25 protein-coding genes and 1 other annotated feature are annotated in these 21,009 nt (G+C 41.2%); of the genes, 24 read left to right on the forward strand and 1 reads right to left on the reverse strand.

Annotation, left to right across the window (positions count from 1 at the left end; genetic code table 11):
- Positions 1 to 101: 101 nt before the first annotated feature.
- Positions 102 to 233, forward strand: a sequence feature (ribosomal protein L20 leader region).
- Between the two features lie 15 nt (positions 234 to 248).
- The 6 genes from infC to D2908_RS00445 all read left to right on the forward strand — a co-directional run bounded on the left by infC (position 249) and on the right by D2908_RS00445 (position 3,860).
- Positions 249 to 779, forward strand: a complete 531-nt coding sequence (gene infC / locus D2908_RS00420; protein ID WP_000848184.1) for a translation initiation factor IF-3 — start codon at positions 249 to 251, stop codon at positions 777 to 779.
- A gap of 32 nt (positions 780 to 811) precedes the next feature.
- On the forward strand, positions 812 to 1,012 hold the full coding sequence (gene rpmI / locus D2908_RS00425; protein WP_001125942.1) for a 50S ribosomal protein L35: 201 nt from the start codon (positions 812 to 814) through the stop codon (positions 1,010 to 1,012).
- Between the two features lie 51 nt (positions 1,013 to 1,063).
- Entirely contained in the window at positions 1,064 to 1,423 is a 360-nt protein-coding gene (gene rplT, locus D2908_RS00430; RefSeq protein WP_000124834.1) for a 50S ribosomal protein L20, read from the forward strand.
- Between the two features lie 59 nt (positions 1,424 to 1,482).
- Positions 1,483 to 1,863: a VOC family protein gene (locus D2908_RS00435; protein ID WP_117304073.1), complete on the forward strand. Its 381-nt coding sequence runs from the start codon at positions 1,483 to 1,485 to the stop codon at positions 1,861 to 1,863.
- 247 nt (positions 1,864 to 2,110) lie between these two features.
- Positions 2,111 to 2,911 carry a dihydroorotate dehydrogenase electron transfer subunit gene (locus tag D2908_RS00440; protein ID WP_117304074.1) on the forward strand — a complete coding sequence of 267 codons (801 nt, stop codon included), beginning with the start codon at positions 2,111 to 2,113 and terminating at the stop codon, positions 2,909 to 2,911.
- A complete protein-coding gene (locus D2908_RS00445; protein WP_165847403.1) occupies positions 2,874 to 3,860 on the forward strand; it encodes a dihydroorotate dehydrogenase in 987 nt (328 codons plus the stop codon). Before D2908_RS00440 ends, D2908_RS00445 begins: the two co-directional genes overlap by 38 nt.
- A gap of 74 nt (positions 3,861 to 3,934) precedes the next feature.
- On the opposite strand, the gene pavA is transcribed toward D2908_RS00445, so the two are convergent.
- Positions 3,935 to 5,590 carry an Rqc2 family fibronectin-binding protein PavA gene (gene pavA, locus D2908_RS00450; RefSeq protein WP_117304077.1) on the reverse strand — a complete coding sequence of 552 codons (1,656 nt, stop codon included), beginning with the start codon at positions 5,588 to 5,590 and terminating at the stop codon, positions 3,935 to 3,937.
- A gap of 104 nt (positions 5,591 to 5,694) precedes the next feature.
- Here pavA and ybeY point away from each other — a divergent pair, with 104 nt between their 5' ends.
- The 18 genes from ybeY (at position 5,695) to D2908_RS00540 (ending at position 20,999) form a co-directional block, all read left to right on the forward strand.
- Positions 5,695 to 6,192, forward strand: a complete 498-nt coding sequence (gene ybeY, locus D2908_RS00455; protein ID WP_117304079.1) for an rRNA maturation RNase YbeY — start codon at positions 5,695 to 5,697, stop codon at positions 6,190 to 6,192.
- Positions 6,173 to 6,568 (forward strand): diacylglycerol kinase, encoded by a 396-nt coding sequence (locus tag D2908_RS00460; protein ID WP_000378166.1) that lies wholly within the window; start codon positions 6,173 to 6,175, stop codon positions 6,566 to 6,568. The genes ybeY and D2908_RS00460 overlap by 20 nt, the downstream gene beginning before the upstream one ends.
- 16 nt (positions 6,569 to 6,584) lie before the next feature.
- On the forward strand, positions 6,585 to 7,484 hold the full coding sequence (gene era / locus D2908_RS00465) for a GTPase Era (RefSeq protein ID WP_117304081.1): 900 nt from the start codon (positions 6,585 to 6,587) through the stop codon (positions 7,482 to 7,484).
- A gap of 48 nt (positions 7,485 to 7,532) precedes the next feature.
- Positions 7,533 to 8,357 carry a DNA-formamidopyrimidine glycosylase gene (gene mutM, locus D2908_RS00470; protein ID WP_117304083.1) on the forward strand — a complete coding sequence of 275 codons (825 nt, stop codon included), beginning with the start codon at positions 7,533 to 7,535 and terminating at the stop codon, positions 8,355 to 8,357.
- Positions 8,357 to 8,962 (forward strand): dephospho-CoA kinase, encoded by a 606-nt coding sequence (gene coaE / locus D2908_RS00475; RefSeq protein ID WP_117304084.1) that lies wholly within the window; start codon positions 8,357 to 8,359, stop codon positions 8,960 to 8,962. Before mutM ends, coaE begins: the two co-directional genes overlap by 1 nt.
- Complete coding sequence (locus D2908_RS00480; RefSeq protein WP_117304086.1) at positions 8,949 to 10,148, forward strand: multidrug efflux MFS transporter; 1,200 nt, start codon at positions 8,949 to 8,951, stop codon at positions 10,146 to 10,148. The genes coaE and D2908_RS00480 overlap by 14 nt, the downstream gene beginning before the upstream one ends.
- Positions 10,148 to 10,297, forward strand: coding sequence for a 50S ribosomal protein L33 (gene rpmG / locus D2908_RS00485; RefSeq protein ID WP_001809104.1), 150 nt, complete (start codon positions 10,148 to 10,150; stop codon positions 10,295 to 10,297). Before D2908_RS00480 ends, rpmG begins: the two co-directional genes overlap by 1 nt.
- 39 nt (positions 10,298 to 10,336) lie before the next feature.
- Entirely contained in the window at positions 10,337 to 10,570 is a 234-nt protein-coding gene (gene secG / locus D2908_RS00490; RefSeq protein WP_000282517.1) for a preprotein translocase subunit SecG, read from the forward strand.
- A 100-nt stretch (positions 10,571 to 10,670) separates the two neighbouring features.
- Entirely contained in the window at positions 10,671 to 13,025 is a 2,355-nt protein-coding gene (gene rnr, locus D2908_RS00495; protein ID WP_117304088.1) for a ribonuclease R, read from the forward strand.
- Positions 12,988 to 13,455 (forward strand): SsrA-binding protein SmpB, encoded by a 468-nt coding sequence (smpB, locus tag D2908_RS00500; protein WP_001051750.1) that lies wholly within the window; start codon positions 12,988 to 12,990, stop codon positions 13,453 to 13,455. The genes rnr and smpB overlap by 38 nt, the downstream gene beginning before the upstream one ends.
- 14 nt (positions 13,456 to 13,469) lie before the next feature.
- Positions 13,470 to 14,330 carry an SAM-dependent methyltransferase TehB gene (tehB, locus tag D2908_RS00505; RefSeq protein WP_117304090.1) on the forward strand — a complete coding sequence of 287 codons (861 nt, stop codon included), beginning with the start codon at positions 13,470 to 13,472 and terminating at the stop codon, positions 14,328 to 14,330.
- Positions 14,331 to 14,448: 118 nt separating this feature from the next.
- Complete coding sequence (locus tag D2908_RS00510) at positions 14,449 to 14,637, forward strand: type II toxin-antitoxin system HicA family toxin (RefSeq protein ID WP_101782206.1); 189 nt, start codon at positions 14,449 to 14,451, stop codon at positions 14,635 to 14,637.
- Between the two features lie 27 nt (positions 14,638 to 14,664).
- Entirely contained in the window at positions 14,665 to 15,042 is a 378-nt protein-coding gene (locus D2908_RS00515; RefSeq protein ID WP_117304092.1) for a type II toxin-antitoxin system HicB family antitoxin, read from the forward strand.
- A gap of 78 nt (positions 15,043 to 15,120) precedes the next feature.
- Positions 15,121 to 16,074, forward strand: coding sequence for a competence protein CoiA family protein (locus tag D2908_RS00520; RefSeq protein ID WP_117304094.1), 954 nt, complete (start codon positions 15,121 to 15,123; stop codon positions 16,072 to 16,074).
- Between the two features lie 18 nt (positions 16,075 to 16,092).
- Complete coding sequence (gene pepF, locus D2908_RS00525) at positions 16,093 to 17,895, forward strand: oligoendopeptidase F (RefSeq protein ID WP_117304096.1); 1,803 nt, start codon at positions 16,093 to 16,095, stop codon at positions 17,893 to 17,895.
- A 1-nt stretch (position 17,896) separates the two neighbouring features.
- A complete protein-coding gene (locus D2908_RS00530) occupies positions 17,897 to 18,610 on the forward strand; it encodes an O-methyltransferase (protein ID WP_117304097.1) in 714 nt (237 codons plus the stop codon).
- 66 nt (positions 18,611 to 18,676) lie between these two features.
- Positions 18,677 to 19,615, forward strand: coding sequence for a peptidylprolyl isomerase PrsA (gene prsA / locus D2908_RS00535; RefSeq protein WP_117304099.1), 939 nt, complete (start codon positions 18,677 to 18,679; stop codon positions 19,613 to 19,615).
- A 160-nt stretch (positions 19,616 to 19,775) separates the two neighbouring features.
- Positions 19,776 to 20,999, forward strand: coding sequence for an FtsW/RodA/SpoVE family cell cycle protein (locus D2908_RS00540; RefSeq protein WP_117304101.1), 1,224 nt, complete (start codon positions 19,776 to 19,778; stop codon positions 20,997 to 20,999).
- Positions 21,000 to 21,009: the final 10 nt, after the last annotated feature.

Consider the following 21,009-nt stretch of genomic DNA (forward strand, 5'->3'; position numbering starts at 1 on the left):
CTTTTTGATGTGGAAACTAAGCAAAAATACAAACAGAAACTTTTCAAAAAAATAACTTTTTATCTTGACAAGGGCTGGAAAACTTGGTATCATATAAAAGTTGAGAAAAGCAGAAGTGAGAGCTTCTCGCCTTGTGACATTAAGTTGCCTGGCCCTACGGATGAAAAGTTTCTAAGAAACGCTATCATAACGTGCGGGCTTGTATATTTACGAGTCCGCTATTGTTTTTCTCTAATAAAACAAAAGAGGTGAAAACCATAGCAAAGCAAGACTTATTCATCAATGATGAAATTCGTGTACGTGAAGTTCGCTTGATCGGTCTTGAGGGAGAACAGCTAGGCATCAAGCCACTCAGTGAAGCGCAAGCATTGGCTGATAGTGCAAATGTTGACTTAGTATTGATTCAACCCCAAGCAAAACCGCCTGTTGCAAAAATTATGGACTACGGTAAGTTCAAATTTGAGTACCAGAAGAAGCAAAAAGAACAACGTAAAAAACAAAGTGTTGTTACTGTGAAAGAAGTTCGTCTAAGTCCAACTATTGACAAGGGTGACTTTGATACAAAACTTCGCAATGCACGCAAATTCCTTGAAAAAGGAAATAAAGTTAAGGTATCTATTCGCTTTAAGGGTCGTATGATTACCCATAAAGAGATTGGTGCAAAAGTTTTAGCCGAGTTTGCTGAAGCAACTCAAGATATTGCCATCATCGAACAACGTGCTAAAATGGATGGACGTCAAATGTTCATGCAATTGGCGCCAGCGACTGACAAAAAATAATTGTCAGAAAGTGAAATAAAGGAGAAAAAATCATGCCAAAACAAAAAACACACCGCGCATCAGCTAAACGTTTCAAACGTACAGGTTCTGGTGGACTTAAACGTTTCCGTGCTTACACTTCTCACCGTTTCCACGGAAAAACTAAGAAACAACGTCGTCATCTTCGTAAAGCATCTATGGTGCATTCAGGAGATTTCAAACGTATCAAAGCAATGCTTACTCGCTTGAAATAATAGCTTGACTGTAAGTAAACAATTCTAGGAAATATTTGGAGGAAATAAAACATGGCACGTGTTAAAGGTGGCGTTGTATCACGCAAACGCCGTAAACGTATTCTTAAATTAGCAAAAGGTTACTATGGAGCTAAACACATCTTGTTCCGTACTGCAAAAGAACAAGTAATGAACTCTTACTACTATGCATACCGTGACCGTCGTCAGAAAAAACGTGACTTCCGTAAATTGTGGATCACTCGTATCAACGCGGCAGCTCGTATGAACGGACTTTCATACTCACAATTGATGCATGGTTTGAAATTGGCTGAGATCGAAGTTAACCGTAAAATGCTTGCTGACTTGGCTGTTAACGATGCAGCAGCTTTCACAGCTCTTGCAGATGCAGCTAAAGCAAAACTTGGTAAATAATAACTGATGAGACTGGAGTAGGAATTTCCCAGTCTTTTTTAAAAATAAAGGAGAAAAATATGGCTTCAAAAATGCTACACACTTGCTTGCGAGTAGAAAATCTTGAAAAATCAATCGCATTCTATCAAGATGCTTTTGGTTTTAAAGAATTGCGTCGCAGAGATTTTCCAGACCATGCTTTCACGATTGTCTATCTAGGACTTGAGGGTGACGACTATGAGTTGGAGTTGACTTACAACTATGATCATGGCCCTTATGTAGTTGGAGATGGATTTGCTCATGTCGCTCTAAGTACACCTGACCTTGAAGCTCTTCATCAAGAGCATAGTGCAAAAGGATATGAAGTGACTGAGCCAAATGGTCTACCAGGAACTGCACCTAACTATTACTTTGTCAAAGACCCTGATGGCTACAAGGTCGAAGTTATTCGTGAAAAATAATCTCATGAGGTCAAGTAGAATGTTCGTTTTCTACTTGACTTTTTTTAGCTGAAAGAGTATACTAATAAAAATTTAACCTTTAAGGGGAGTCCAGAGAGACTCACAAGGTGTCAGATAAAAGGGATAGGGGACTCTCTGTGGAGACTTTTTAAGTGTGCGCATAAGTTCTAGCCTAACCTAACTGAGGCCTTGCATTAGCAAGGCCTTTTCTTTATCTGGTCCCCTTAAAATTTAAGGAGGAAAAGTCATGAATCCCACATGTAAGAAACGTTTGGGTGCAATTCGTTTGGAAACCATGAAAGTGGTTGCACAGGAGGAAATCGCGCCAGCAATCTTTGAATTAATCCTAGAAGGAGAAATGGTTGAAGCTATGCGAGCAGGCCAATTTCTACATCTACGTGTGCCTGATGATGCCCATCTTTTGCGTCGCCCTATTTCAATTTCGTCTATTGACAAGGTTAACAAGCAGTGTCACCTCATTTATCGAATTGAAGGAGCTGGAACAGCTATTTTCTCAACCTTAAGTCAGGGAGAGACTCTTGATGTAATGGGGCCTCAGGGAAATGGTTTTGACTTGTCTGATTTAGACAATCAGAGTCAGGTTCTCCTTGTTGGTGGTGGGATTGGTGTTCCACCCTTACTTGAGGTGGCCAAGGAATTGCATGGGCGTGGTGTGAAAGTAGTAACAGTTCTCGGATTTGCTAATAGGGAGGCTGTTATTTTAGAGACGGAATTAGCTCAATATGGTCAAGTCTTTGTAACGACAGATGATGGTTCATATGGTATCAAGGGGAATGTTTCTGTTGTCATCAATGATTTAGACAGTCAGTTTGATGCTGTTTACTCATGTGGGGCGCCTGGAATGATGAAGTATATCAATCAAACCTTTTATGATCACCCAAGAGCCTATCTATCTCTGGAATCTCGTATGGCTTGTGGGATGGGGGCTTGCTACGCCTGCGTCCTAAAAGTGCCAGAAAGCGAGACGGTTAGCCAACGAGTCTGTGAAGATGGCCCTGTTTTCCGCACAGGAACAGTTGTATTATAAGGAGAAAATCATGACTACAAATCGTTTACAAGTTTCTCTACCAGGCTTGGATTTGAAAAATCCAATTATTCCAGCATCGGGCTGTTTTGGTTTTGGACAAGAGTATGCCAAGTACTATGATTTAGACCTGTTAGGTTCGATTATGATCAAGGCGACGACCCTTGAAGCCCGTTTTGGAAATCCAACTCCAAGGGTGGCAGAGACACCCGCTGGTATGCTCAATGCAATCGGTTTGCAAAATCCTGGTTTGGAAGTTGTTTTGGCTGAAAAGCTGCCTTGGCTGGAAAGAGAATATCCAAATCTTCCTATTATTGCTAATGTGGCTGGTTTTTCAAAACAAGAGTATGCAGCTGTTTCTCGAGGAATTTCAAAGGCAACTAATGTGAAGGCTATCGAGCTCAATATTTCTTGTCCCAACGTAGATCACTGTAATCACGGACTTTTGATTGGTCAAGATCCTGATCTGGCTTATGATGTGGTGAAAGCGGCTGTGGAAGCCTCTGATGTACCAGTTTATGTCAAACTAACTCCTAGTGTGACGGATATTGTCACAGTCGCAAAAGCTGCAGAAGATGCGGGGGCAAGTGGCTTAACCATGATCAATACTCTAGTTGGAATGCGCTTTGACCTCAAAACCAGAAAACCAATCTTGGCCAATGGCACAGGTGGGATGTCTGGTCCAGCAGTCTTTCCAGTAGCCCTCAAACTCATCCGCCAAGTAGCCCAAACAACAGACCTGCCTATCATTGGAATGGGAGGAGTGGATTCGGCAGAAGCTGCGCTAGAGATGTATCTGGCTGGAGCATCTGCTATTGGAGTTGGAACAGCCAACTTTACCAATCCATATGCCTGTCCTGATATCATCGAAAATCTGCCAAAGGTCATGGATAAATATGGTATCAGCAGTCTAGAAAATCTACGCAAGGAAGTAAAAGAGTCTCTGATGTAAACTGTAATCAATCTGTTCTTGATTGTTTTCAAATTGTTAAGAAAACAAGTTAAAAATCCTGATTTCAAGTGAAATCAGGATTTTTTCATGGATGCGATTTTTTCGGGGTCTGGTGTGACACGGAGGGTCTTTTGTCCGGTATAGGTTACAAAACCGGGTTTTCCACCAGTTGGTTTGTTGAGTTTTTTGACTTCAATCATATCTACTTGAACTAGATTTGATAAGCGACCTTGAGAGAAGTAGGCAGCTAGCTCGGCAGCGTCTGTCTTGACTTCATCAGATGGGTCAAGATTGCCTGAGATGACAACGTGGCTTCCAGGAATGTCCTTGGCATGGAACCAAAGTTCCTCCTTGCGAGCCATTTTAAAGGTTAGTTCCTCGTTTTGTAGGTTGTTTCGGCCGACATAGATAATGGTTTTTCCATCACTCGCCAGATACTGTTCTGGTTTTTTGCGTTTCTGGATTTTCTCCCGTTGTCTTCTGCGGATAAAGCCAGTTTGGATTAATTCTTCACGGATTTCAGCGATTTCCTCCAGTCCAGCTTGGTTGAGAACAGTCTCAACACTTTCTAAATAGAGAATGGTTGCCTTGGTTTCTTCAATCAGTTCAGTCAGGTATTTGACAGCTTCTTTGAGTTTCTGGTACCGTTTAAAGTAGCGTTGAGCATTCTGGTTGGGAGTCAGAGCCTTATCAAGCGCAATCGTGATAGGTTGGTTGGTATAGTAGTTGTCTAGGATAACCTGGTCTTGGTCGTTAGGCACTTGGTGGAGGAAGGTTGTCAGCAATTCCCCTTTTTGGCGAAATTCCTCAGCATTGTCTGTCGCTAGTAATTCTTTTTCCTGTTTTTTCAGCTTATGCCGATTCTTCTGAAGTTCATTTTCAACACGGCGAATGAGTTCACTGGCTTGCTGTTTGACGCGGTCGCGTTCAGCCTTGTCCTTATAGTAGGTATCCAACAAATCAGAAAGACTGGCAAAAGGCTCTCCTACCTGATTTGAAAAAGGAATTGGACTGAAGGAAGTCTCAGTCAAGCATGGCTTGGTTTCTTGATTGAAAAAATTTCGGAAGGTGGACAGTTTTTCATGAACCAGTATCCTTTCCAATTCATTTGCCGTATCACGACCGAGACCTTGAAAGAGATTTTGAAGGTTTTTAGCTGTCGTTTCCTGTGTTTGCAGGATTTCAAAGAGCTTCTCATTCTTGATAGTAAAAGGATTGAGTGATTCCGTACTTGGCGGAGTAATATAGGTTGATCCAGGAAGCAAGGTACGGTAGCTATTTTGTGAAAAGCCGATGTGTTTGATTACTTCGAGGATTTTATGACTACTTTTATCGACCAGTAGAATATTACTGTGTTTACCCATGATTTCGATAATCAAGGTAGCCTGAATATGGTCTCCAATCTCATTTTTATTGGAAACTGTAATCTCCACAATCCGGTCATTTTCCATCTGCTCAATTGACTCAATAAGGGCACCCTGCAAATATTTTCTTAAAACCATGATAAAGGTAGAAGGTTGGGCTGGATTTTCAAAAGTCGCTTGGGTCAGCTGAATGCGTCCAAAAACTGGGTGAGCAGAAAGGAGCAGGCGCTGACTTTGGCGATTGCTGCGGATTTGCAAGACCAACTCTTGTTCAAAAGGTTGATTGATTTTCTGAATGCGACCATTCACTAACTCTCTTCGCAATTCCTTAACCATGTGGTGTAAAAAAAATCCGTCAAATGACATCGTTCTCTCCTTGTGATTGTATTCCATAGTATTATATCAAAAAGGTAGAATAAAATCATGGAAATGTGGTATAATAAAGCCAAGTAAAGAGAAACGAGAAGCACATGTATATTGAAATGGTAGATGAAACTGGTCAAGTTTCACAAGAAATCTTGCAACAAACCCAAGAGATTTTGGAATTTGCAGCCCAAAAATTAGGAAAAGAAGACAAGGAGATGGCAGTCACTTTTGTGACTAATGAGCGTAGTCATGAACTGAATCTTGAGTACCGTGACACGGACCGTCCGACAGATGTTATCAGTCTTGAATATAAACCAGAGTTGGAAATTGCCTTTGACGAGGAAGATTTGCTTGAAAATCCAGAATTGGCAGAGATGATGTCTGAGTTTGATACCTATATTGGGGAACTATTCATCTCTATCGATAAGGCCCATGAGCAGGCTGAGGAATATGGTCACAGCTTTGAGCGTGAGATGGGCTTCTTGGCAGTACACGGCTTTTTACATATCAACGGCTATGATCACTACACTCCGGAAGAAGAAGAGGAGATGTTCGGTTTACAAGAAGAAATTTTGACAGCCTATGGACTCACAAGACAATAAACGAAAATGGAAAAATCGTGACCTGATATCCAGTTTAGAATTTGCTCTCACAGGAATTTTTACTGCTATCAAGGAAGAACGCAATATGCGAAAACATGCAGTGACGGCTCTTGTCGTCATCCTTGCAGGTTTTGTTTTTCAGGTGTCACGAATCGAATGGCTCTTTCTCCTATTGAGCATTTTCTTGGTAGTAGCTTTTGAAATTATCAATTCTGCTATCGAAAATGTAGTGGATTTGGCCAGTCACTACCACTTTTCTATGCTGGCTAAAAATGCCAAGGATATGGCGGCTGGCGCTGTATTAGTGGTCTCTCTTTTCGCAGCCTTAACAGGCGCATTGATTTTTCTCCCAAGAATCTGGGATTTATTATTTTAAACAGTAAGAGGAAATTATGACATTTAAATCAGGCTTTGTAGCCATTTTAGGACGTCCCAACGTTGGGAAGTCAACCTTTTTAAATCATGTTATGGGGCAAAAGATTGCCATCATGAGTGACAAGGCGCAGACAACGCGCAACAAAATCATGGGAATTTACACGACTGATAAGGAGCAAATTGTCTTTATCGACACACCAGGGATTCACAAACCTAAAACAGCACTCGGAGATTTCATGGTAGAGTCTGCCTATAGCACCCTTCGTGAAGTGGATACTGTTCTTTTTATGGTGCCTGCTGATGAAGCGCGTGGTAAGGGGGATGATATGATTATCGAGCGTCTCAAGGCTGCCAAGGTTCCTGTGATTTTGGTGGTGAATAAAATCGATAAGGTCCATCCAGACCAGCTTTTGTCTCAGATTGATGATTTCCGTAATCAAATGGACTTCAAGGAAATTGTACCAATCTCAGCTCTTCAGGGAAATAACGTGTCTCATCTAGTGGATATTTTGAGTGAAAATCTGGATGAAGGTTTCCAATATTTCCCAGCGGATCAAATCACAGATCACCCAGAGCGATTCTTGGTATCAGAAATGGTACGCGAGAAAGTCTTGTACCTAACTCGTGAAGAGATTCCTCACTCAGTCGCAGTAGTAGTTGACTCTATGAAGCGTGATGAAGAGACAGACAAGGTTCACATCCGTGCAACGATTATGGTCGAACGTGATAGCCAAAAAGGGATTATCATCGGTAAAGGTGGTGCCATGCTCAAGAAAATTGGGACTATGGCCCGTCGTGATATCGAACTCATGCTAGGAGACAAGGTCTTCCTAGAAACATGGGTCAAGGTCAAGAAAAACTGGCGTGATAAAAAGCTAGATTTGGCTGACTTTGGCTATAATAAAAAAGAATACTAAGTAGAGGTGGGCTCATGCCTGCTTCTTGTTTTTACAGAAGGAGGACTTATGCCTGAATTACCTGAGGTTGAAACCGTTCGTCGTGGCTTAGAAAAATTGATTCTAGGAAAGAAGATTTCGAGTATAGAAATTCGCTATCCCAAGATGATTAAAACGGACTTGGACGAGTTTCAAAAGGAAGTGCCTGGTCAAGTTGTTAAGTCAATGGGACGTCGTGGCAAATATTTGCTTTTCTACCTGACAGACAAGGTTTTGATTTCCCACCTGCGGATGGAGGGCAAGTATTTTTACTATCCAGATCAGGTTCCTGAACGCAAGCATGCCCATGTTTTGATTCATTTTGAAGATGGTGGGACTCTAGTTTACGAGGATGTCCGTAAGTTTGGAACTATGGAGTTACTTGCTCCGGAGCTTTTAGAAGCATACTTTATTTCTAAAAAATTAGGGCCTGAACCTACAGAACAGGACTTTGATTTACAGGTCTTTCAAGTTGCTCTAACCAAGTCCAAAAAGCCTATCAAATCCCATCTCCTAGACCAGACCTTGGTGGCTGGTCTTGGCAATATCTATGTGGATGAGGTTCTCTGGCGGGCTCAGGTTCATCCAGCTAAACCTTCCCAGACTTTGACAGCAGAAGAAGCGACTGCCATTCATGACCAGACCGTCGCTGTTTTGGAGCAGGCCGTTGAAAAAGGTGGTTCCACCATTCGGACCTATACCAATGCCTTTGGAAAAGATGGAACTATGCAGGACTTTCATCAGGTCTATGACAAGACTGGTCAAGAATGTTCACGTTGTGGAACTGTGATTGAGAAAATCCAGCTAGGCGGACGAGGAACTCACTTTTGTCCTCAGTGCCAAAGGAGGGGCTGATGGAAAAAATCATCGGAATCACAGGAGGAATTGCCTCTGGTAAGTCAACCGTGACAAATTTTCTAAGAAAGCAAGGCTTTCAAGTAGTGGATGCTGACGCTCTTGTCCACCAACTACAGAAACCTGGTGATCGTCTGTTTGAGGCTCTAGTCCAGCATTTTGGGCAAAAAGTCATCCTTGAAAGCGGAGAACTCAATCGCCCTCTCCTAGCTAGTCTTATCTTTTCAAATCCTGAAGAGAGAGAATGGTCTAAGATGATTCAAGGAGAGATTATTCGTGAAGAACTGGCTAATTTGAGAGACCAATTGGCTCAGACAGAAGAGATTTTCTTCATGGATATTCCCCTACTTTTTGAACAGGACTACAGTGCTTGGTTTGATGAGACCTGGTTGGTCTATGTGGATCGAGATGTCCAAGTAAAACGTCTAATGAAAAGAGACCACTTGTCCAAAGATGAAGCTGAGTCTCGTCTGACAGCCCAGTGGCCTTTAGAGAAAAAGAAAGATTTGGCCAGCCATATTCTTGATAATAATGGTAATCAGAGCCAGCTTCTTAATCAAGTGCATATCCTTCTCGAGAGAGGTCAGCAAGATGACAGAGATTAACTGGAAGGATAATTTGCGCATTGCCTGGTTTGGTAATTTTCTGACAGGAGCCAGTATTTCTTTGGTTGTGCCTTTTATGCCTATATTTGTGGAAAATCTGGGTGTAAGGAGTGATCAAGCTGCTTTTTATGCAGGTTTAGCCATTTCTGTCTCTGCTATTTCTGCGGCAATTTTCTCTCCTATCTGGGGCATTCTTGCTGACAAATACGGTCGAAAACCCATGATGATTCGAGCTGGCATGGCCATGACCATTACTATGGGAGGCTTGGCTTTTGTCCCAAATATTTATTGGTTAATCTTTCTTCGTTTATTAAACGGTGTATTTGCAGGATTTGTTCCTAATGCAACTGCCTTGATAGCCAGTCAGGTTCCCAAGGAGAAATCAGGCTCTGCTCTCGGGACTTTGTCTACTGGCGTAGTTGCAGGCACTCTAACTGGTCCCTTTATCGGTGGCTTTATTGCAGAATTATTTGGCATTCGTACTGTATTCTTACTAGTTGGTAGTTTTCTATTCTTAGCTGCTGTTTTGACTATTTGCTTTATCAAGGAAGATTTTCAACCAGTAGCCAAGGGAAAGACCATCCCAACAAAGGAATTGTTTACATCAGTTAAATATCCTTATCTCTTGGCCAACCTCTTTCTGACCAGTTTTGTCATCCAATTTTCAGCCCAATCAATCGGCCCTATCTTAGCTCTGTATGTGCGCGACTTAGGCCAGACGGAAAATCTTCTCTTTGTATCTGGTTTGATTGTGTCCAGTATGGGCTTTTCCAGCATGATGAGTGCAGGAGTCATGGGCAAGCTAGGTGACAAGGTGGGCAACCATCGTCTTTTAGTTTTAGCCCAGTTTTATTCAGTCATCGTCTATCTCCTCTGTGCTAATGCCTCTAGCCCCCTTCAACTAGGACTCTATCGATTCCTCTTTGGCTTGGGAACCGGTGCCTTGATACCTGGGGTCAATGCCCTACTCAGCAAAATGACTCCAAAAGCCGGTATTTCGAGAGTCTTTGCCTTCAATCAGGTATTCTTTTATCTGGGAGGTGTCGTTGGGCCTATGGCAGGTTCTGCAGTAGCAGGTCAATTCGGCTACCATGCAGTCTTTTATGCGACAAGCCTTTGTGTTGCCTTTAGTTGTCTCTTTAACCTGCTTCAATTTCGAACATTATTAAAAGTAAAGGAAATCTAGTGCGAGTAAAAATTAATCTCAAATGCTCCTCTTGTGGCAGTATCAATTACCTAACCAGTAAAAACTCAAAAACTCATCCAGATAAGATTGAGGTTTTAAAGTATTGTCCCAAGGAAAGAAAAGTAACCCTACATCTTGAATCTAAGTAGATTTTATGGTAAAATAATAAGGATTTTAAGGAGTTTGATATGTATAACCTATTATTAACCATTTTATTAGTATTATCTGTTGTGATTGTGATTGCCATTTTCATGCAACCAACCAAAAACCAATCCAGCAATGTATTTGATGCCAGCTCAGGTGATTTGTTTGAACGCAGTAAAGCACGCGGTTTTGAAGCTGTCATGCAGCGTTTGACAGGGATTTTAGTCTTTTTCTGGCTAGCCATTGCCTTAGCATTGACGGTATTATCAAGTAGATAAGAAAAAATGGGCAGGACTAGGTCTTTGCCTCTTTTTGTTTTTAAATGATGTTTGAGATGGTTTTACAGTAAAAGAAAATAAAAAAATCTAGAAAGAAAATATGAAAGATAGAATAAAAGAATATTTGCAAGAAAAGAGCAAGGTGACGGTCAATGACTTGGCTCAGGCTTTGGGAAAAGACGATTCCAAGGATTTTCGTGAGTTGATTAAAACCTTGTCCCTAATGGAAAGAAAGCACCAGATTCGTTTTGAAGAAGATGGAAGTCTGACCTTAGAAGTCAAGAAAAAGCAGGAGATTACTCTCAAGGGGATTTTTCATGCCCATAAAAACGGCTTTGGCTTTGTCAGTCTGGAAGGCGAAGAGGACGACCTTTTTGTTGGAAAAAACGATGTTAACTATGCCATTGATGGTGATACCGTTGAGGTCGTGATTAAGAAAGTTGCTGATCGCAACAAGGGAACTGCAGCAGAAGCCAAGATTATCGATATCCTAGAGCACAGTCTGACGACAGTTGTCGGCCAAATCGTTCTGGATCAGGAAAAGCCTAAGTATGCGGGCTACATTCGTTCAAAGAATCAAAAAATCAGTCAGCCAATTTATGTTAAGAAACCAGCTCTTAAACTAGAGGGAACGGAAGTTCTCAAGGTCTTTATTGACAAATATCCAAGTAAGAAACACGATTTCTTTGTCGCTAGTGTGCTAGACGTGGTAGGACACTCGACTGATGCTGGGATTGATGTCCTTGAGGTTTTGGAGTCTATGGACATTGTATCCGAGTTTCCAGAGGCTGTTGTCAAGGAAGCAGAAAGTGTGCCTGATGCTCCGTCTCAAGAGGATATGGAAGGTCGTCTGGATCTAAGAGATGAGATTACCTTTACCATTGATGGTGCTGACGCCAAGGACTTGGACGATGCAGTTCACATCAAGCCTTTGAAAAATGGAAATATCGAACTCGGTGTTCACATTGCCGATGTCTCTTACTATGTGACAGAAGGTTCTGCCCTTGACAAGGAAGCTCTTAACCGTGCGACCTCTGTCTATGTGACAGACCGTGTAGTTCCAATGCTGCCAGAGCGCCTCTCAAACGGAATCTGTTCTCTTAACCCTCAAGTGGACCGCTTGACTCAGTCGGCTATTATGGAGATTGATAAACATGGTCGTGTGATTAATTACACTATTGCCCAAACGGTTATCAAGACAAGCTTCCGTATGACCTACAGTGATGTCAATGATATCCTAGCTGGAGATAAGGAAAAGAGACAAGAATATCAGAAAATTGTTCCAAGTATCGAACTCATGGCTAAGCTCCATGAAATTTTAGAAATCATGCGTGAGAAACGTGGAGCTCTCAATTTTGATACCAGCGAAGCTAAGATTTTAGTAGATAAACAAGGTAAGCCTGTTGATATCGTTCTTCGTCAGCGTGGTGTTGCCGAGCGTATGATTGAGTCTTTCATGTTGATGGCCAATGAAACAGTTGCCGAGCATTTTAGCAAGCTGGATTTGCCTTTTATTTATCGTATCCATGAGGAGCCAAAGGCTGAAAAAGTTCAGAAGTTTATTGACTATGCTTCGAGTTTTGGCCTGCGCATTTATGGGACTGCCAGTGAGATTAGCCAGGAGGCCCTCCAAGACATCATGCGTACTGTTGAGGGAGAACCTTATGCGGATGTATTGTCCATGATGCTTCTTCGCTCTATGCAGCAGGCACGTTATTCGGAGCACAATCACGGACACTATGGACTAGCGGCTGACTATTATACTCACTTTACCAGTCCGATTCGTCGTTATCCAGACCTTCTTGTTCACCGCATGATTCGGGACTACGGCCGTTCTAAGGAAATAGCCGAGCATTTTGAGCAAGTGATTCCAGAGATTGCGACCCAGTCTTCCAACCGTGAGCGTCGTGCCATTGAGGCTGAGCGTGAGGTCGAAGCCATGAAAAAGGCTGAGTATATGGAGGAATATGTAGGCCAAGAGTACGATGCGGTTGTATCAAGTATTGTCAAATTCGGTCTCTTTGTTGAATTGCCAAATACAGTCGAAGGCTTGATTCATATCACCAATTTGCCTGAGTTCTACAATTTCAACGAACGTGATTTGACTCTTCGTGGGGAGAAATCAGGAACAACCTTCCGTGTTGGTCAGCAAATCCGGATCCGAGTTGAAAGAGCCGACAAGATGACGGGTGAAATCGACTTCTCTTACATTCCAAGTGAGTTTGATGTGGTTGAAAAAGGCTTGAAAGAGTCTAATCGTAATGATAGAGGGCGTGGTTCAAGTCGTCGTTCAGATAAGAAGGAAGATAAGAGAAAACCAGGACGCTCAAATGATAAGCGCAAGCATTCACAAAAAGACAAGAAGAAAAAAGGAAAGAAACCTTTTTATAAGGAAGTAGCTAAGAAAGGAGCCAAGGATGGCAAAGGGCGAGGGAAAGGTCGTCGCACAAAATAAAAAGGCGCGTCACGACTATACAATCGTAGATACGCTAGAGGCAGGAATGGTCCTGACTGGAACTGAAATCAAGAGTGTACGAGCTGCTCGAATCAATCTCAAAGATGGCTTTGCCCAAGTAAAAAATGGGGAAGTCTGGTTGAGCAATGTTCATATCGCTCCTTACGAAGAGGGCAATATCTGGAACCAGGAACCAGAACGTCGTCGTAAACTCCTGCTCCATAAAAAGCAAATCCAAAAGTTGGAGCAAGAGACAAAAGGGACAGGAATGACCCTGGTTCCCCTCAAAGTCTATATCAAAGATGGCTATGCTAAACTTCTTTTAGGTCTTGCTAAAGGGAAGCATGACTATGATAAACGGGAGTCTATCAAACGTCGTGAGCAGAATCGCGATATTGCGCGCGTGATGAAAGCAGTCAACCAGCGATAAAAAGAGGAATGAAGATGGAAAAACTAGTTGCCTATAAACGCATGCCTTTGTGGAATAAACAAACTATGCCTGAGGCTGTTCAGCAAAAGCACAATACAAAAGTTGGGACTTGGGGCAAGATTACTGTTTTAAAAGGAACTCTCAAGTTTATTGAGTTGACAGCAGATGGTGAGGTTCTAGCTTATCACCTCTTTGAGGCAGGAGCTGACAATCCCATGGCGCAACCGCAAGCCTGGCACCGAGTGGAGGCAGCCACAGATGATGTGGAATGGTACTTAGAATTTTATTGTAAACCTGAGGATTATTTTCCTAAGAAATACAATACCAATCCGGTTCATTCAGAGGTTCTAGAGGCAATGCAGACAGTAAAACCAGGGAAAGCCTTGGATTTGGGCTGTGGTCAAGGCCGTAATGCACTTTTTTTAGCCCAGCAAGGTTTTGATGTGACAGCTGTGGATCAAAATGAATTATCTCTTGAAATCTTGCAAAGCATTGTGGAGCAGGAAGACTTGGATATGCCTGTTGGTCTTTATGATATTAATTCAGCCAGCATTGGGCAAGTCTATGATTTCATCGTCTCGACAGTTGTTCTGATGTTTCTGCAAGAAGACTGCATTCCTACAATTATCAAAAACATGCAGGAGAAAACCACAGTTGGTGGCTACAATCTTATCGTCTGTGCCATGGACACAGAGGATTATCCTTGCTCAGTGAACTTTCCATTCACCTTTAAAGAAGGGGAATTGGCAGACTATTACAAGGATTGGGAATTAGTTAAGTACAATGAAAATCCAGGCCATTTGCACCGTCGTGACGAAAATGGCAATCGTATCCAACTACGCTTTGCGACCATGCTAGCTAAAAAAATCAAATAAACATAAATGAAGATTGGGAAATTTCCTGATCTTTTTTCTTTTTTACGAATAGATAAGATAGAAGAATTGACAAAAATACGCATTATAAGTATAATTTTAGATAGAAAGGTGACCATAAATGCCAATTACAGGTAAGGAAATGGTAAAATTAGCTCTTGCAAATGGATGGATTGAAGTTCGTAAGAGAGGAAGTCATCATCATTTTAAGAAAGAAGGGGTCTCCTATCTTGTCACTATTCCAGTTCACGGTAATGAGGATTTAGGAAAAGGCCTAGAGAGAAAAATATTAAAAGATTTGGGATTGTAGTTGATTTGGAAATTGTGGAGGTGTATTATGCTAAAATCTTATCCTGCTATTTTTCATAAAGAAGGTACTGGATACTGGATTGAATTTCCGGAGTTTGGAGGCGGAACAGAAGGAGCAACGATTGAACTTGCAATGAAAAACGCTCGGGAAATGCTTGAGAGTGTTTTAGCTTCTTATATTGATGAAGGACTGGCTTTGCCTACTCCTAGTGACATTGCTGAGTTGAAAGCTCCCGATGGATTTGTGACTTTGATTCAGGTCAATCCCTTGCCTTTCGTAAAGAATAATAAAGCGATTCGAAAAAATGTTACGGTTCCAGAGTGGTTAGTCAGACTCGCAGATCGTGAGCAAGTGAACTATTCTGAAGTGTTGACACAAGCTCTTGAAAGTCGCTTGCAACTCTAAAATTATAGAGTGATGAAGATTAGGAAATTTCCTAATCTTTTTTCTTTTTTACGAATAATACAGAAAAGGAGGGAAATCATGTTTGTTGCGAGGAATGCTAGGGGACAGCTGGTAAATGTGTTAGAGAATAAGCTTGAGAAGGAAGAATACACCTGCCCAGCTTGTGGAGGTCAGCTCCGTTTGCGTCAAGGTCCAAGTGTCCGGATCCATTTTGCTCATAAATCCCTAAAAGACTGTGATTATTCCTCTGAAAATGAAAGTCCGGAACACCTGGCAAATAAGGAATCCCTCTATCACTGGTTGAAAAAAGAGGCAGAGGTGCAATTAGAATACCCTCTTCCAGAGCTTAAACAGATTGCGGATGTATTTGTAAATGACAATCTAGCTTTAGAAGTTCAATGTAGTCCCTTATCTCAAAAACTTCTTAAAGAGCGAAGTGAGGGCTATCGTAGTCAGGGTTACCAAGTACTGTGGTTGCTGGGTCAAAAACTGTGGCTCAAGGAGCGTTTGACTCGTCTACAAGAAGGTTTTTTATACTTCAGTCAAAACATGGGCTTTTATGTTTGGGAAGTAGACAGTGAAAAACAAGTTTTAAGACTCAAATATCTCATTCATCAAGATCTCCGAGGTAAACTCCATTATCAAATCAAGGAATTTCCCTATGGTCAAGATAGTCTACTGGATACATTACGTTTTCCCTATAAGAAACAAAAGATATCTCATTTTACAGTTTCTCAGGATAAGGACATCTGTCGCTATATCCGACAACAACTCTATTATCAAAATCCCTTTTGGATGAAAGAACAAGCAGAAGCCTATCAAAAGGGTGAAAATCTCTTGACTTATGGCTTAAAAGAATGGTATCCACAAATTCGACCACTAGTAGGTGAGTTTTGCCAAATTGGGAAAGATTTGACTAGCTATTATCAGCATTTTCAAACCTATTACCAAGAAAATTATCAAAATGATTGGCAAAAGCTGTATCCACCAGCTTTTTATCAGCAATATTTCTTTAAAAATATGGTAGAATAGAAAGGATGGAGGAATCTAATGGTATTACAAAGAAATGAAATAAATGAAAAAGATACGTGGGATCTATCAACGATCTATCCAACTGACCAGGCTTGGGAAAAAGCCTTAAAAGAGTTAACAGAACAACTGGAGACAGTAGCCCAATATGAAGGTCATCTCTTGGATAGTGCGGATAGCCTACTCGAAATCACTGAATTTTCTCTTGAAATGGAACGCCAAATGGAGAAGCTTTACGTTTATGCTCATATGAAGAATGATCAGGATACACGTGAAGCCCAGTACCAAGAGTACTATGCCAAGGCCATGACTCTCTATAGCCGGCTAGACCAAGCCTTTTCATTCTATGAACCTGAATTTATGGAGATTAGTGAAGAGCAGTATGCTGAATTTTTAGAAGCTCAACCAAAATTACAGGTTTATCAACACTATTTTGACAAGCTTTTACAAGGCAAGGAACACGTTCTTTCACAACGTGAAGAAGAATTATTGGCTGGAGCTGGGGAAATCTTTGGGTCGGCAAGTGAAACCTTCGCTATCTTGGACAATGCGGATATTGTGTTCCCTTATGTCCTAGACGATGATGGAAAGGAAGTTCAGCTCTCTCACGGGACTTATACACGTTTGATGGAGTCTAAAAACCGTGAGGTACGTCGTGGTGCTTATCAAGCTCTTTATGCGACTTATGAACAATTCCAACACACCTATGCTAAAACCTTGCAAACCAATGTTAAGGTCCAAAACTACCGTGCCAAAGTTCGCAACTACAAGAGTGCGCGTCATGCCGCCCTTGCAGCGAATTTTGTTCCAGAAAGTGTTTATGACAATTTGGTAGCAGCAGTCCGCAAGCATTTACCCCTCTTGCATCGTTACCTTGAGCTTCGTTCTAAAATCTTGGGAATTTCAGACCTCAAGATGTACGATGTCTACACACCACTTTCTTCTGTTAAATATAGTTTTACTTACCAAGAAGCTTTGAAAAAAGCAGAAGATGCCTTGGCAGTCTTGGGTGAGGATTACTTGAGCCGTGTTAAACGTGCCTTCAGTGAGCGTTGGATTGATGTTTACGAGAATCAAGGCAAGCGTTCTGGGGCCTATTCTGGAGGTTCTTACGATACCAATGCCTTTATGCTCCTCAACTGGCAGGACAATCTAGACAATCTCTTTACCCTTGTCCATGAAACAGGTCACAGTATGCATTCCAGCTATACTCGTGAAACGCAGCCTTATGTTTACGGAGATTATTCTATCTTCTTGGCTGAGATTGCATCAACTACCAATGAAAATATCTTGACGGAGAAATTATTAGAAGAAGTGGAAGACGACGCAACGCGCTTTGCTATTCTCAATAACTTCCTAGATGGTTTCCGTGGAACAGTTTTCCGCCAGACTCAATTTGCTGAGTTTGAACACGCTATTCACCAAGCGGATCAAAATGGTGAAGTTTTGACAAGCGATTTCTTAAATAAACTCTACGCAGACTTGAACCAAGAGTATTATGGTTTGAGTAAGGAAGACAATCCTGAAATCCAATACGAGTGGGCTCGCATTCCACACTTCTACTATAACTACTATGTATATCAATATTCAACAGGTTTTGCAGCAGCCTCAGCCTTGGCTGAAAAGATTGTCCATGGTAGTCAAGAGGATCGTGACCGCTATATCGACTACCTCAAGGCAGGCAAGTCTGACTATCCACTTAATATCATGAGAAAAGCTGGTGTTGATATGGAGAAAGAAGACTACCTCAACGACGCCTTTACAGTCTTTGAACGTCGTTTGAATGAGTTTGAAGCCCTTGTTGAAAAATTAGGATTGGCATAAGATGGTTGAATCATATAGTAAAAATGCCAACCACAACATGCGTCGTCCTGTCGTTAAGGAAGAAATTGTAGACTTGATGCGTCAGCGTCAAAAGCAAGTCACAGGCTCTTTGAAAGAATTGGAAGACTTTGCTCGCAAGGAAAATATTCCCATTATTCCCCATGAAACGGTAGCTTATTTCCGTTTTCTCATGGAAACCATGCAACCTAAAAACATTCTGGAAATTGGGACGGCTATCGGGTTTTCAGCCCTCTTGATGGCAGAACACGCACCAAATGCTAAGATTACAACTATTGACCGTAATCCTGAGATGATCGGCTTCGCCAAGGAAAATTTTGCTCAGTTTGACAGTCGCAAGCAAATCACACTCCTAGAAGGAGATGCGGTAGATATCTTATCTACACTGACAGAATCCTATGATTTTGTTTTTATGGATTCTGCCAAGTCTAAATACATCGTCTTTCTGCCAGAAATCCTCAAACATTTGGATGTTGGAGGTGTGATTGTCTTGGATGATATTTTCCAAGGTGGTGATGTTGCCAAGGATATTATGGAAGTCCGTCGTGGCCAGCGAACTATATACAGAGGCCTTCAAAGACTATTTGATGCAACCTTAGATAATCCAGGCCTCACTGCAACATTAGTACCTCTAGGGGACGGCATTCTCATGCTTCGTAAAAATGTAGCAGATGTTCAATTGCCTGACAGCGAATGATTTTCAGAAAAATTTAAGAAAATAAAGTAAAATAGATAGGGTAACACTTATCTCAAAGGAGTAGACATGAAGAAAAAACTATTGGCTGGTGCCATTACACTATTATCAGTAGCAACTTTAGCAGCTTGTTCGAAAGGTTCAGAAGGGACAGACCTTATCAGCATGAAAGGGGATGTCATCACAGAACATCAATTTTATGAGCAAGTGAAAAGCAATCCTTCAGCTCAACAAGTGTTGTTGAACATGACCATCCAAAAAGTATTTGAGAAACAATACGGTTCAGAAGTAGATGACAAAGAAGTCAACGATACTATTGCCGAAGAAGAAAAACAATATGGTGAAAACTACCAACGTGTCTTGTCACAAGCAGGAATGACCCTAGAAACACGTAAAGCTCAAATTCGTACAAGTAAATTGGTTGAGTTGGCAGTTAAGAAGGCAGCAGAAGCTGAATTGACAGATGATGCTTATAAGAAGGCCTATGAAGAGTACACTCCTGATGTGACGGCTCAAATTATCCGTTTGGACAATGAAGACAAGGCCAAAGAAATTCTTGAAAAAGCGAAAGCTAGTGATGCAGACTTTGCTCAATTAGCCAAAGATAATTCAACAGATGAGAAAACGAAAGCAAATGGTGGAGAAATCACCTTTGATTCTGCTTCAACAGAAGTACCAGATCAAGTTAAGAAGGCAGCTTTCGCTTTAGATGTAAACGGTATTTCTGATGTGATTAGCGTTACTGGAACACAAGCCTACAGCAGCCAATATTACATTGTGAAACTGATTAAGAAAACAGAAAAATCATCTAATATTGACGACTATAAAGAAAAATTAAAAACGGTTATCTTAACTCAAAAACAAAACGACGCATCATTTGTTCAAAGTATTATCGGAAAAGAATTGCAAGCAGCCAATATCAAGGTTAAAGATCAAGCCTTCCAAAATATCTTTACCCAATATATTGGTGGTGGAGATTCAAGCTCAAGCAGTTCTTCAAAAGAATAAAACAGAAAAGAGCCCAGTGCTCTTTTTCTTATGAGAAAATCTTCTATCTTAAGGGTAAGAGTTTTTTTCTTTCGGAAAAAATGGTATAATAGCAATCAAAACTAGAAAATAAACGGAATTTGGGAATAATTTCTTTTGTTCTCATTAGATTGGTGATACTATGAAGATTAGTAAGAGGCACCTATTAAACTATTCTATTCTAGTTCCTTACTTACTTTTATCAATTTTGGGTTTGATTGTAGTCTACTCTACAACCAGTGCCATTCTCATCGAAGAAGGAATAAGTACCTTGCAATTGGTTCGAAGTCAGGGAATATTTTGGATATTTAGTTTGATATTGATTGCCTTGATATATAAGCTGAAACTGAATTTTTTAAGAAAAGAACGACTTTTATTTATTGTTATGTTTGTTGAGTTGATTCTCTTAGCGCTGGCTCGGCTAATTGGTACGCCAGTCAATGGAGCATATGGTTGGATTTCAGTAGGTCCTTTGACCATTCAGCCAGCTGAGTATTTGAAGATTATCATCGTCTGGTACTTGGCCCAACGTTTTTCAAAACAGCAGGATGAAATTGCTATTTACGACTTTCAAGTTTTAACTCAAAATCAATGGATTCCTCGTGCTTTTAATGATTGGCGCTTTGTCCTACTAGTCATGATAGGCAGTTTGGCTATTTTCCCAGATTTGGGGAATGCTACTATCTTAGCGCTGGTCGCCTTGATTATGTATACAGTTAGTGGGATTGCTCATCGTTGGTTTATAGCCTTTATCGGTGTATTAGTAGGAGTTTCAGCCCTATCCTTATCAGCTATTTCTATGATTGGGGTTGATAAGTTTTCAAAAGTTCCAGTATTTGGTTACGTTGCCAAGCGTTTCAGTGCCTACTTTAATCCCTTTGCTGATTTGGCAGGAGCTGGTCACCAACTTGCAAATTCCTACTTTGCCATGGTAAATGGTGGTTGGTTTGGTTTAGGCTTAGGAAATTCAATCGAAAAACGTGGTTATTTACCAGAGGCCCATACAGATTTTGTATTTTCAATTGTTATTGAAGAGTTTGGATTTGTGGGAGCCAGCTTGATTTTAGCACTTGTCTTTTTCCTGATATTGCGAATCATCCTAGTCGGTATTCGTGCTAAGAATCCCTTTAATTCCATGATGGCGATTGGGGTTGGGGGGATGATGTTGGTACAGGTCTTTGTCAATATCGGTGGAATTTCTGGTATTATTCCTTCGACAGGAGTAACCTTCCCCTTCTTATCACAAGGGGGAAACAGTCTTCTAGTCTTGTCTGTAGCCATCGCCTTTGTCTTAAATATTGATGCAAGTGAAAAACGTGCCCAATTATATGAGGAGTTAGACGCTCACTCATCAGACAATATGTAGAGTTGATAGT

Source organism: Streptococcus sp. LQJ-218 (genome assembly GCF_003428885.1).
Taxonomy (GTDB): Bacteria; Bacillota; Bacilli; order Lactobacillales; family Streptococcaceae; genus Streptococcus.